The following is a 13,331-nucleotide window of genomic DNA, read 5'->3' as shown; positions in this document are numbered from 1 at the left end:
TTCAGCCGTCCATAGGGACGGCTGAATGGCGTACTTGCGTGCCCAGAGGGCGTTTAATAACGCATCTTAGAAGCCTAATTCGTCCAATAAGTCGTCTACTTGATCTTGCCCAGAGACGGTATCAGGGACATTATCCTTCACTTGCGGCCCATTCAAAAGCTCTTCGTTACGCCGTGCACTGTCGCTTTTCCACTGATCCTCGGCCTTGCGCTGCAGCGTTTCTCGTGCATGGGCGCCCGGCGCGTTATCGATCAACACTTGCACCAACTGATGTTCGATCTCATGGATCACGTCCATCATCTTCTTAATCACTTGGCCGGTCAGGTCCTGAAAGTCCTGAGCCATCATGATTTCCATCAGTTCTTTGTTAGTCGCTGAAACCACATCGGGCACTTCGCTAAGATAAGTGCGTGTCTCGACAACGAGCGCTTTCGCCTCATCCAGCTCTTTCGGTGCTTCAAACCACTCGGCCCAGCGCTTATCCAGCGCTTCCGCCCGGTCTGACAACTGATCCTGCAGCGGCTGCGCACGGTCAACGGCATTGAGCGCTCGATCTGCTGCCTGCTCCGTCATGGTGGCGACATAGTGCAAGCGGTCGCGTGCATCGGGGATGGCTTCGGCCGCCTTCTCAATCTCTTTATCAAGCCCCAGTTCACGCATGTTTTCGCGCAGCATACGCGTCAACTTACCGATGCGATGAATTAAGTCTTCGGCGGCTTGTTCGGACGATTGGGCAGAATCGGACTGCTCATTCTGGCTCATAACGTTGTCTCCTCGTTAACCAAGCACATAGGCCCAGTTGCTCACATACCCAGTTTGTCGAAGATCTTATTGAGCTTCTCTTCGAGGGTAGCGGCAGTGAACGGCTTGACGACATAGCCGTTAGCGCCCGCCTGAGCAGCCGCTATAATGTTCTCTTTCTTCGCTTCTGCGGTCACCATCAACACAGGAAGGTCTTTCAAGGCGTCATCCTGACGGATCTCCTTGAGCATCTCCAGGCCATCAAGGTTCGGCATGTTCCAATCGGAAACGACGAACTCAAACTTGCCGGCACGCAGCTTATTGAGCGCATCTTGTCCATCTTCGGCTTCATCCACGTTGGTGAAGCCCAACTCCTTAAGCAGACTACGTACGATCCGACGCATGGTGGGAAAGTCGTCTACAACCAGGAAACTCATATTCTTATCTGCCATGGGTCATCCTCTAATCAATCAGTATATGGCACAAGGGCGACTGAAAAGTACAGTCAGGGGTTTAAAACGGCTACTTTGAAACGGCTCTTTCAAAACGGTTCTTCAGAATTCCTCCCACTCTTCGTGGTCGCTGCGCTGCGAGGCTGGAGCTGGGCAACGAGCTTGCTGGTCGGCCCTAGGCGCAGGCATAACGTCCGTTGCTGGCGATGAGGAAGGCAGCGCCTGATGGGACGCCCCCTGCATACCTAACAGCTTAAACACGGCTACGGCTTGCTCCAACCGGTTGGCCTGTTCCTCAAGGGAGGCCGCCGCCGCAGAGGCTTGCTGTACCAGCGCGGCATTTTGTTGGGTGACTTGATCCATCTGGCCCACGGCTTGGCTGACTTGCTCAATACCGTCACTCTGCTCTTGGGAGGCAGCGGAGATTTCATCCATGATGTCGGTAACACGGCGTACTGCAGTAACCACATCCGACATCGTGGTACCGGCCTGCTCGACCAGAGTGGAGCCTTGCTGAATTTGTGTTACCGAGGCATCAATCAGGGTTTTAATCTCTTTGGCCGCATCCGCACTGCGGCTGGCCAAATTACGCACTTCCCCCGCCACCACCGCAAATCCGCGACCTTGCTCGCCGGCGCGGGCGGCCTCTACCGAGGCGTTGAGAGCCAGAATATTGGTTTGAAAAGCAATTGAGTCAATAACGCTGGTGATATCGGCGACTTTTTTCGAGCTGGTGGAGATACCGTGCATAGTTTGCACCACTTGCTCCACCACTTGTCCACCGCGCTCAGCCGTGGTGGAAGCGTCTGCTGCCAGGGTGCTGGCTTGACGAGCATTGTCGGCGTTCTGTTTTACCGTCGCGGTCATCTCTTCCATGCTGGCCGCGGTTTGTTGAATCGATGCCGCCTGCTGCTCTGTACGTGAGGAGAGATCAGCGTTGCCGCTGGCAATCTCACGGGTGCCGTGGTGAATTTCGTTACTGCCTTCACGCACCCGGCCAACGATATTGGTGAGGTTTTGCTGCATGGTGCCCATAGCACCAAACAAACGGCCAATTTCATTTTTACCTGCTTCCGGCAGCGGGTTAGTCAAGTCCGCCTCAGCAATCGCATCCAGCCGTTGGATTGCGCCTCTTAGCGGCGCAATCACTGTACGGCGTAAACCTAGGTAGATTACCAAAGTCATCAGTAAGGCAAAAATCACCGCTCCAGCATTGATCATGGCAAACAGATTGCCTTGGGCATCCGCGTCAGCGCGAATGGTATCTACCCGCTGGAAGCCGTAGGCGACAAACGCCGTCATACTTTCAGATAAGCTATTTATCGGCTCTACCAGCTCATCGCGCAGGTTGTTGTAGCTGGTTAAATCCATATATTCAAAGGTGTCGTGCTGTTGTTTAACTAGCCCCATTACGGTATTAAAATCTTCAATTAGGGTGTTCGCCAATGCCTCGCCTTGCGGTGAAAATGAGTTTGCCGCAAAGCGCTCGAAACGCTTTTCAGAACGCTCAATGCGATCAGCGGCAACGGCAACCTGCTCATTGGATTGCTGGGTCTGTCCTACCATCAGGTAGTTGGAGGCAGTTTCCATAGCCAACATGGCTTGGTTAAGCAACGAATCGGCACGGTTAACCTCATTTAACTGCGCATCGCTGATACCGCTTAGCGTGGCTAAGTTATTTTGTGAATTGCGATCGGCCACCACACTCAAGCCCGAAATCATTAAAATCAGCACGACAAAGCAGCAAAGCGATGTGACCACGGCGGCGTGAATACTCAAGTTGCGCAGTAAACGGTTCATTGTGATTTCCCTTGCGAGCTTATTTAGTTTTTATGATTACTAACTTTTTATGAATTGCACTACACACGCTGGGCGCGGCCGGAGGCGGCGATCAGCGCCATCATTCGCGAGGGAATGTCATCTAACGCCACCACTTCCACAGCCCCCCCGACAGCAATAGCTTCACGGGGCATACCGAAGACCACACAGGTCTGCTCATTCTGGGCAATGGTGGGCGCACCCGCCTGGCGCATCTCTAGCAGCCCTGCCGCACCGTCCTTACCCATGCCGGTCAAAATAACACCGATGGAGTTCTTGCCCGCATGCTGAGCCGCTGAATGGAACAGCACGTCTACCGAGGGGCGGTGGCGATTAACCGGTGGGCCGCTATCTAACCGCGCTACGTAGTTGGCACCGCTACGCGCTAACTTAAGGTGTTGATCCCCTGGGGCGATATAAGCGTGCCCAGGTAGAATCCGCTCGCCGTCGGCGGCCTCTTTCACCGTAATCCGGCACAGCCGGTCTAAGCGTTCCGCAAACGAACGGGTAAAACCGCCAGGCATATGCTGGGTAATCAAAATCGCCGGGGCGTTGGCGGGCAGCGGCTCAAGTACCGCACGAATCGCTTCGGTGCCCCCCGTAGACGCGCCAATAATGATCAGCTTTTCACTCGACACTAAAGGGGCTTTCAGGGCTTCCGGTGGCGGAGTGTTTTTATGCCGCGCCTGACGGGGCCGCGAGCGCGCAGCGGCGCGCAGTTTTTCGGCAATCTCGTCAGCATACTCCATCATCCCATTGCGGATGCCCAGACTCGGCTTGGCGACAAAATCCAGCGCGCCAAGCTCTAGCGCACGCAGGGTAATCTCCGAACCGCTTTGGGTGAGCGACGACACCATCAATACCGGCATAGGACGCAGGCGCATCAAACGCTCAAGAAAATCCAAGCCATCCATACGTGGCATTTCCACATCAAGGGTGAGCACATCAGGATTGTGCTGCTTGATCAAATCCCTGGCGGCAATGGGGTCAGGCGCTACCGCAACGACTTCCATATCGGGCTGGGAATTAATAATTTCCGTTAACAAATCGCGAATTAGCGCCGAATCATCGACACACAACACTTTGATCTTGGCTGCGCTCAAAGCACGCCTCCTCTTGCTGTAGACGCCTGATGTGTTATTGCAACCGCCGGAGCCACAGCGCCTAAAGCGATTATAAAGACACGATAGTTATTCATTTTTTGGCCAGGTTATAAACGGTTTGACCACGCAGCTTGAATGCGTCGCTGATATACGAGAAGTTTTCCGAGTGGCCTGCAAACAGCAAGCCATCGGGCTTCATCAGTGGTGCAAAGCGCTTAAGAATTTTTGATTGAGTATCTTTATCAAAATAAATCATGATGTTTCGGCAGAACACGGCATCAAAAGGGCCTTTAATTGGCCATTGCGGCGCTAGCAGGTTCAGTGGCAAAAACTCCACCAGTGCGGATACTTCTGGGCGAATCCGTGCAAAGCCCGCATGGTTACCCGTTCCTTTCTGAAAAAACCGCTTTACCCGTGCCTCATCGATCTTGCGCACCTGTTCCAGGGGATAAACGCCAGCGCGAGCCCTGGCCAACGCATCCGTATCAATATCGGTGGCGATCACTTTGGCCTGCGACGCTTTAGCGCCCAACGTTTCTAACAATGTCATTGCCAGCGAGTAAGGCTCCTCCCCGGTGGAGGCGGCCGAACACCAAATAGTGACCGGGTCTTGTTTATTCTTTATATGCTCAGCCAACAGCGGAAAATGGTGCGCCTCACGAAAAAAGGCCGTGAGGTTAGTGGTCAGTGCATTGGTAAACGCTTCCCACTCCTTGGCTTCTGGCTGACGCTCCAAGCGCACCAAATAGTCGGTAAAGCGTGTCATGCCATGGTGGCGTAGCCGCTTTGCTAGGCGGCTATAGACCATTTCACGTTTATGCTCAGCCAGCACAATGCCGGCGCGCTGATAAATCAGCTCGCGAATCCGTGTAAAATCCGCATCCGTCAGTACTAGATCGCGCTCAATCTGACTGCTCGATGTCCACTGACCTGCGTCTACCACCCGTTCACGTTGTTCGGTCAAAACGCTTCCCACTCCTCTGCTGAGGCTGCCTGCCGTTTAACGGGCGAATTCGGCGACGATGTGCTAGGCAACTGAGCAGTGTGCTTAGTCGCTGTCACTGCTGGCGGACGTAGCGCCCCCTGACTGTTTAATCGAAACGCTTCCACCGATAGCGCTAATAGCCCCGCCTGCTTCTCAAGCGAGACCGCCGCGCGTGCAGTTTCCTGTACCCGCACCGCATTACGCTGGGTACCTTGATCCATCTCTGCTACTGCTTGATTAACCTGGGCAATACCATGGCTCTGCTCTTCGGAGGCGGCTGAAATCTCGTGCATGATCTGCGTCACACTGCGCGCGGCTTCCGCCACTTCGCTAATCGCAGCTTCGGCTTTGGTGACCATACTGGCACCCGCACTTACCTCACGGTTAGAGCCATCAATCAGACCGCGAATTTCTTGGGCGGCACCAGCGCTACGGCCAGCCAGGTTACGCACTTCTTCGGCCACCACCGCAAAACCACGCCCATGCTCGCCGGCCCGAGCCGCTTCTACCGATGCATTCAGCGCCAGAATATTGGTCTGAAACGCGATCGAATCGATAACATTGATAATATCGGCCATCTGCTGGGAGCTTTGGGTAATCCGCTGCATGTTGTCGACTAACTGTGTCATCAACTCGCCAGTATTCGTTACCTGGATAGCATTGTTATCGGCTAGACGACGGGCTTCTTGAGCGTTCTCACTGTTTTGCCGCACAGTGGCAGTCATTTCTTCCATGCTGGAGGCGGTTTGTTGCAAAGAGGCCGCCTGCTGTTCAGTACGCGACGACAGCTCTTCGTTGCCGCTGGCAATGTCCTGGGCAGCCGGAGTGACCACATCAATACCGCTTTTGACATCGGAGATGATACTGCTGAGGCTTTTGCGCATAGTATTCAGCGAGTCCATCAATTGGCCCACTTCATCGCGTCTCTGGGTGGGGACTTTAGCGGCCAAATTACCGCCAGCAATTTGCAGCGTAAAACCTGCAGCACTTTTTAGCGGCCTGGTAATCGCCCTCAGAGTAACCATGCCGATCAAAATAAGTAGCAGTAAACCAATTCCAAGTACTATGGCTTGAGCGCTCAGCATCGTAGTTTGACCTTGCTGAGCATCAACGGCCATGGCCTCAGCTGCCTGCTGTTTCTGGGAAATCAGTTGATTAACCATGCCTGACAGGATGCGGCCCTCGCTGGTCATGACGCTAATCACAGCATCGAGACCGGTAAAGGCTTGGTAGGTCTCTTCTGCCTGAAGCACGCTGGCCGCCTGGCCCATGCCGTTCTGCAGGAAGGTCTGTAGCTGCTGGTCAAACTCGGTGGCAAGCTCAGTCGCATTGACCTCACGGGAATAATACTCCTGCCACACCTCAGCAACCTCTGCGGCGCTCTCCTCAATGCTTTCACCCATCTCGAAGCGTTGATTGATCAGTTCCATACGCTCTGGCTCAATCATCGCCTGGCGGGTTTGGGCAATGGTTTGATCGATTTTCTGCAGGCGAATAACATCACGCAGACCGTCATTATTCAGTTGCCCCAAGCGCTCGCCGGAGACATTCAAACCATACAGACCAAGCCCACCGCTGATTAATAACAACAGCCCTGCAACGACAATCATGCCTACCAATTTGGCACGAATGGTGTCGAGGCGTACCCGGGCCAAACGCTTAATCACACCTTTCTGGCGTAACCGGCCTTTATCTAAGTAAAGCCGCTTGTTGCGGCCTTCGCGTATTTCAGCGTAGGCCCGCTCGGCCTGCTCAATGGCTGCGCGGCTGGCCTGTACACGTACCGAGGTGTAGCCCACGACTTGCCCATCTTCAATAATCGGCGTAACGCTGGCATTTACCCAGTAGTGGTCGCCATTTTTGCAGCGGTTTTTGACCAGCCCTCGCCACGTTTCCCCCGTTTTGACGGTTTTCCAGAGGTTTTCAAAGGCTGCCGGCGGCATATCCGGGTGGCGTATCAGGTTATGCGGCGCACCTATCAGCTCTGCGTGTTCAAAGCCGCTAATATCGATAAACGCAGGGTTGGCATAGGTGATGCGTCCCTTGGTATCGGTACGCGAGACTAGGAAGTCGTCTTCTTTTAGTTCGATTTCACGCTGAGAGACTGGTTGGTTATTACGCATGGTGTGCCTTTTTTTAATGTTTTATTTTTCAAAAAGAGTGCGCCTGCCCTACCAAGCAAATTAAAACGATGACCACTCTTCTGTTTCTGCTACTGGCTGTGGACGCCTTGTTGCGGGTTTTGACGCTGCCGCTGGCAATACAGCCGGAGTGCACGGGGCAGATAATTCAGTGACCCGAAAGCGCTCAACCGCCTCGCGTAAGCGTGCGGCTTCGCTTTCAAGTTCATTGGCGCTGCGCGCGGCTTGCTGCACCAGTTGAGCATTTTGTTGCACAACCTGATCCATTTGCGCCACGGCCTGATTCACTTGGCCAATGCCGCTACTCTGCTGCTCAGAAGCGGCGGCGATTTCATCCATGATATCGCTGACGCGCTGCACAGCACCCACGAGATCCTGCATGGTTTGTCCAGCTTGATTGACCCGCTGAGTGCCGGTATCTACCTTGCTGAGCGATGTATCAATCAGCGTGCGAATCTCTTTGGCGGCAGCGGCGCTGCGACTGGCTAAGCTACGTACTTCCTGTGCCACCACGGCGAACCCTCTGCCATGCTCGCCAGCACGCGCCGCTTCCACCGAAGCATTCAGCGCCAGAATATTGGTCTGAAACGCAATATTATCGATAACGGTAATAATATCAGCGACTTGATGAGAACTTGCGCTTATGTCTTGCATGGTGCTGACGATCTCACCAACCTCTTCTCCACTACGGCGGGCTGTCAGGGTCGCGCTCCCGGCCAATTGGCTGGCTTGGCGGGCATTTTCAGCATTATGACCCACCGTTGAGGCTAACTGCTCCATGCTGGAAGCCGTCTCCTCTAACGAGGTGGCCTGCTGCTCGGTGCGCGAAGAAAGGTCGTTATTGCCGCTGGCTATTTGCTGAGAGCGCTCATAAATCGATGTACCGCTGGTGCGCACGGTACCTACCGTTTGCGAGAGTGAGCTCTGCATATGGGCCATGGCGCTATAAAGCCGCCCTATTTCGTTATTACCCGGAGAGGTAATGGCCTGGCTTAGATCCCCCTGGGCCATACGCTCAAAATAGCCCACCAAGCGATCTAGCGGGCGCAACACATTGGCCGTCACCCCCCAGATAACCACGATTACCGTGGCGATAGTCATTACGACTATCCCGAGTAGTGCCCAGCGAATTGTCGCGGCAAAAGCACTGAAAGCGGCCTGTTGTGCCTGCACATCGTCAGAGGCCTGCACGATTGCTGCACCATGGTGCAGGGCATAAAGACCAATACCACTGGCAATTAAAACAAGCACCGAAAGTGTCGCTAGCACTAAGCCCCAACTCAAGCGCACCGTCATATTATTCATTAATTGCCGCATTCGCTGTGTCACGCCCTTTTCTCCACGCACAACCGGCACTCGCTGGCACTTTCCGTAGCGCGAGAATGCATCATTGAGTAGAACTGATTTGGCACGCTCCCTGTGCCATGTTTTTTAGTCTTACTGGTTGCTGGTGCTTTCCACCAGTGCCATCTCGTCGCTGGTGAGCAACTTATCGATATCCACGAGTACCAGCATGCGGTCATCCAGACTACCCAAACCGCTCAGGAAGTCAGACGAGAGCGTGACACCAAATTCTGGCGCCGGTTTAATCTGATCAGGGGTCAGTGTCATCACGTCGGAAACGCCGTCCACTACGATGCCGACCACCCGGTCTGCAACATTGACCACGATCACCACTGTTTGGCCACCGTATTCGACTTTATCAAAGTGAAACTTAATGCGGAGATCTACGATTGGCACAATGACGCCGCGCAGATTAGTGACCCCTTTGATAAATTCAGGTGCATTGGCAATCCGGGTTACGTTTTCGTAGCCACGAATTTCCTGCACTTTCAAAATATCAATGGCGTACTCTTCATCGCCTAATGAGAACACTAGGAATTCGCGGTTTTCGGCTTCTGCGGCTAGTACCGCACCATTGTTGGCTTGACTCATGACGGCTCAGCCTCCTTAAAAGATGAAAGGTTTTGATTGTTTACTACTTTTTTGCCTGCCTCTTTTTTATATCGGCTCAGGCGGTGTAAACCAGTAATATCCAGAATCAACGCTACACTACCGTCACCTAAGATGGTCGCGGCCGAGATCCCTGGTACTTTGCGGTAATTGTCTTCCAGATTTTTGACCACGACCTGCTGCTGTCCGATCAACTCATCGACCAACATGGCGTAACGACGGCCTTCGCCCTGCACAATGACAGCGATGCTTTTGGTCGGGTCGGTAATCGCATTCTCGACGTTCAGCACTTCGTGAATGGCAATCACGGGCAGATATTCGTCGCGGACTTTGATCACCACGTCGTCACCGGCCATGGCGTACATATCGTCTTTGGCGGGCTGCAGTGATTCAAGTACGGTAGAGAGCGGAAGAATAAACGTCTCGCCGCCGACCTTGATCGACATACCGTCCAGAATGGCCAACGTAAGCGGCAACACGATACGGGTGTTGGTGCCTTCACCTAGCTTCGACTGGATTTCAACCCGACCGCCCATGCTCTGAATGTTGCGCTTCACTACATCCATGCCCACGCCACGCCCAGATACGTCGGTCACTTCATTCGCCGTTGAGAAGCCGGGAGCAAAAATGAGCTGGAAGACCTCTTCGTCCGACATGGTGTCCGACACATTGAGGCCGTTTTCGCGCGCCTTGGCTAGCAGGCGTTCACGATCCATGCCGGCACCATCATCGCGCACTTCAATCAAGATATTGCCACCCTGGTGACGTGCGGAGAGGGTTAATTTGCCAACACGCGGCTTGCCAATGGCTTCGCGCACATCGGGCATTTCCACGCCATGATCGAGGCTATTGCGCACCAGGTGCGTTAACGGATCAGTGATCCGTTCGACCAAACTCTTATCCAGCTCGGTCGACTTGCCTTCGGTAATTAATTCGATCTCTTTACCCAGCTTACCGGCGGTGTCGCGCACCACGCGGGGGAAGCGACTGAATACAAACTCCATGGGAATCATGCGAATAGACATGACCGCTTCTTGGAGATCACGGGCGTTGCGCTGCAGTAGGCTCATGCCATTTTGCAGTGAGGCATTGCCCACCGACTGATCTTCTAAATCGCTAACCGTTTGATCGAGCATCGACTGGGTGATAATCAGCTCACCCACCAAGTTGATAATTTGGTCGACTTTATCTACCGATACGCGGATTGACGAAGACTCGGCGGCAGCTTTTTTGGGCTTCTCTTTGGCAGCAGGCTTTGGCGCGCTTGCCTTAGAGGCCGTGCTTTCTGCCGGCGCTTGCGGCGCTGGGGCTGCAGGCGTCGAGGCTTCTGGCTCGGCTGGGGCTGGCTCAGTAGCGACGCCCTCAACAGCCGTAATCTCAATCTGATCAGGTTCGATAATAAAGCACATGACCGCTTCAATATCGTCAGCACTGTCGCTGCTTTTGAGCACTACCTCGTAACGCTTTGCGTCGCCTGACTGGGACTGCACTTCACCGAGCTGCTCTAACTCTTCAACCAGCAAAATGCGGTCTTTATCTTCAACGTTGAGCAGTGCCACTAGCAGATGGCCGTTCGAGGACGCCTCTGCATTATTACTGTTTGCTTCCGCGTCGTTTTCACTTGGCACAGGCGTCGGCGCAGCCTTGGGCTCAGCAGCAGGAATAGTCGGCCCATCGAGCTGTTGGCCAATTTCGTCCAAGGCAATTTGCTGCAGCGTTTGGCAAATGCGTTCAAATGCCTCTTGATTAGGCTCCTCTTCGCTGCGGTAGGCATCGAGTTGCTCATGCATGATGTCTTTAGCCTCTAAAAAGGTATCCACGAGGTCGGCTCGCAGCGTCAGTTCGCCTTTACGTGCGTAATCGAGGAGGTTTTCCAAAATGTGCGTGGTTTTCTGTAGCACGGTAAAACCAAAGGTTCCCGCCCCCCCCTTGATCGAGTGGGCGGCACGGAAAATAGCATTGAGCTGCTCACTGTCTGGATCATCAACATCCAGCTCCAGTAAATGCTGTTCCATATCCGACAGCAGCTCTTCAGCCTCTTCAAAAAAGGTGTCAAAAAAATCCGCTATATCCATACACCGCTCCACCTTAACGTCGTCTTTTATGACAGGCTCAGATCACTCTTGCGCTTGAACCTGAGGCTCGTCTTGTTGTGTTGATTCAATTTGCGCTTCGGCTGAAGCTTCTAGTGCTTCGATTGAAGCTTCTGGCGATGCATCTCCCGACTCCATTACAGTAGGATTGCGAATCGCATCAGCAATTTCCGGAAACAACACCACCAGCTCTATGCGTCGATTGATAGGATCGGTTGGCTCAGTCTCGGGCAATAACACACGATCTGCAAAGCCAGACACGCGAAGTAACTGACCTGGATCAAAGCCACCCGCAATAAGCTCGCGGCGCGACGCATTAGCGCGATCATTGGAAAGTTCCCAGTTACTGTAACCACGATAGCCTCCCGCATAGGGGACGCTATCGGTATGCCCGCTGATACTTAGCTCATTGGGAAGCTCATTTAGCAGCGGTGCGATGGTACGTAACAAGCTGCGCATATAAGGCGCCACTTGGTCGCTACCCAGCTCAAACATGGGGCGCTGGTCGGTATCGAGTAGCTGTATGCGCAGCCCTTCGCGGGTCAAGTCAAACCGCATTTGATTGCGCAACTGGCGCAGCTCGGGATCTCGCTCAATGGCCCGTTCAATACGCTCTTGTAAATCCCGGAAAAAGTTTCGTTCCTGCATGCTTGGACGAGTGCGCTGAAGGCTATCAATGCGCGCCCGCTCCCCATCGCTATGAGTGGGATCGGGCCCGCCGCCGGGAATCGCGCTGGTGCTGCCCGAACGATCGCCACCGGTTATCGCCGTCACCAGGGGGGTGCTAAAGTACTCTGCCACCCCCTTGCGCGTCTCTTCACTGGAAACGCTCAAAAGCCATAGCACCAAAAAAAAGGCCATCAGAGCAGTCATAAAATCCGCTAGGGCAATTTTCCAGGCACCACCGTGATGGGCATGGACGACTTTTTTGCGTCGAATGACAATCGGACGCTTGTCACCACCCTTACTCATGCGTTACCGGCCTTTTTTGCATCCCTTACATACTCTTCAAGCTCCGTAAAACTAGGACGCTCGGCGGCAAACAGTGCCTTGCGACCAAATTCAACAGCCAACTGCGGCGCATAACCGTGCAAGCTAGCGAGCAGCGTAATGCGAATACACTGGAGCATTTTTTCGGCTTCTTTCGCCTGCCGTTCGATGTAACTTGCCAGCGGACTAACAAAACCATAGCCCAGCAAAATACCCAAGAAGGTGCCCACTAGCGCTTGGCCGATCATCACACCCATCTGAGTCGGCGTAGCATCGGCGTAGGTGAGTGTTTTAACGACCCCCATTACTGCCGCCACGATGCCGAAGGCAGGCATGGCATCGCCGACTTTGGCAATGGCATCGACAGGAATATGAGCTTCCTGCTCAAAGACCTCAATCTCGTGCAGCATCAGCTCATCAATTTCCATGGGTTCCATACCACCGCTTACCATTAAGCGCAGATAGTCCGTTAGAAAATCCATGATATGAGGATCAGCCAATACCGTAGGATGCTCTTGAAACAGCGGGCTCTCCTCGGGATTATCAATATCCCGTTCAATGCCTAACATGCCTTCACGGCGAATTTTGGAGAGTAATTTATACTGCAGCGCCATCAGCTCCATATAAAGTTCTTTGTTATATTTTTTGGCGCGCTTGAGCCGGGGCAAAATTTTAAAGGTCGCTTTAATCGCTTTGCCATTGTTCGCTGCGATAAATGCACCAACCCCGGCTCCGCCAATAATCAGCAGCTCAAGAGGTTGATACAAGGGGCCTAAGCTGCCACCTGCCAGCACATAGCCACCAAACACAGATAGCAATACGATTACATAACCTAGAGGTATCAGCACAAGCAGGATCCTTGCGGTATTCAGTATTAAATTAGGGAACCAAAACTTAGCCACCTGATCTGATGTTTAAGCAATGTTCCATTCCAAGCATGTCTTAGCCCTATTATACTAGGGTCAGACGTCTGTTTAATGAAAAAGCACCACTGGCTTTTAGGCCTATCTAAGCCAATACACTTATTTCTTGTTAGTACTCATTACTGTCTTATA

General features: G+C 53.3%; 11 protein-coding genes. All 11 read right to left on the bottom strand.

Annotated features, from left to right (window positions below; genetic code table 11):
• Positions 1–66: 66 nt before the first annotated feature.
• The 11 genes from cheZ to motA all read right to left on the bottom strand — a co-directional run bounded on the left by cheZ (position 67) and on the right by motA (position 13,124).
• Positions 67–762, bottom strand: a complete 696-nt coding sequence (cheZ, locus tag YERSI8AC_RS00385; protein ID WP_009288441.1) for a protein phosphatase CheZ — start codon at positions 760–762, stop codon at positions 67–69.
• Between the two features lie 41 nt (positions 763–803).
• Positions 804–1,193, bottom strand: coding sequence for a chemotaxis response regulator CheY (gene cheY / locus YERSI8AC_RS00380; protein WP_022520923.1), 390 nt, complete (start codon positions 1,191–1,193; stop codon positions 804–806).
• Positions 1,194–1,295: 102 nt separating this feature from the next.
• The gene (locus YERSI8AC_RS00375) at positions 1,296–2,993 is read right to left on the bottom strand and encodes a methyl-accepting chemotaxis protein (protein WP_022520924.1); all 1,698 of its coding nucleotides are present in this window, start codon (positions 2,991–2,993) and stop codon (positions 1,296–1,298) included.
• A 59-nt stretch (positions 2,994–3,052) separates the two neighbouring features.
• Positions 3,053–4,114 (bottom strand): protein-glutamate methylesterase/protein-glutamine glutaminase, encoded by a 1,062-nt coding sequence (locus YERSI8AC_RS00370; RefSeq protein ID WP_009288439.1) that lies wholly within the window; start codon positions 4,112–4,114, stop codon positions 3,053–3,055.
• A 91-nt stretch (positions 4,115–4,205) separates the two neighbouring features.
• Entirely contained in the window at positions 4,206–5,078 is an 873-nt protein-coding gene (locus tag YERSI8AC_RS00365) for a CheR family methyltransferase (protein WP_022520925.1), read from the bottom strand.
• Entirely contained in the window at positions 5,075–7,222 is a 2,148-nt protein-coding gene (locus tag YERSI8AC_RS00360; RefSeq protein ID WP_022520926.1) for a methyl-accepting chemotaxis protein, read from the bottom strand. The genes YERSI8AC_RS00365 and YERSI8AC_RS00360 overlap by 4 nt, the downstream gene beginning before the upstream one ends.
• Before the next feature lie 60 nt (positions 7,223–7,282).
• Positions 7,283–8,545: a methyl-accepting chemotaxis protein gene (locus tag YERSI8AC_RS00355; RefSeq protein WP_236557216.1), complete on the bottom strand. Its 1,263-nt coding sequence runs from the start codon at positions 8,543–8,545 to the stop codon at positions 7,283–7,285.
• Between the two features lie 132 nt (positions 8,546–8,677).
• Entirely contained in the window at positions 8,678–9,175 is a 498-nt protein-coding gene (gene cheW, locus YERSI8AC_RS00350) for a chemotaxis protein CheW (RefSeq protein WP_009288435.1), read from the bottom strand.
• On the bottom strand, positions 9,172–11,268 hold the full coding sequence (gene cheA, locus YERSI8AC_RS00345; protein ID WP_022520928.1) for a chemotaxis protein CheA: 2,097 nt from the start codon (positions 11,266–11,268) through the stop codon (positions 9,172–9,174). Before cheA ends, cheW begins: the two co-directional genes overlap by 4 nt.
• Before the next feature lie 42 nt (positions 11,269–11,310).
• Positions 11,311–12,258, bottom strand: coding sequence for a flagellar motor protein MotB (motB, locus tag YERSI8AC_RS00340; protein ID WP_022520929.1), 948 nt, complete (start codon positions 12,256–12,258; stop codon positions 11,311–11,313).
• Positions 12,255–13,124: a flagellar motor stator protein MotA gene (motA, locus tag YERSI8AC_RS00335; RefSeq protein WP_022520930.1), complete on the bottom strand. Its 870-nt coding sequence runs from the start codon at positions 13,122–13,124 to the stop codon at positions 12,255–12,257. The genes motB and motA overlap by 4 nt, the downstream gene beginning before the upstream one ends.
• Positions 13,125–13,331: the final 207 nt, after the last annotated feature.

This window comes from Halomonas sp. 113 (assembly GCF_904067645.1).
Taxonomy (GTDB): domain Bacteria; phylum Pseudomonadota; class Gammaproteobacteria; order Pseudomonadales; family Halomonadaceae; genus Vreelandella; species Vreelandella titanicae.
This window is presented reverse-complemented; position numbering and strand designations above follow the sequence as displayed.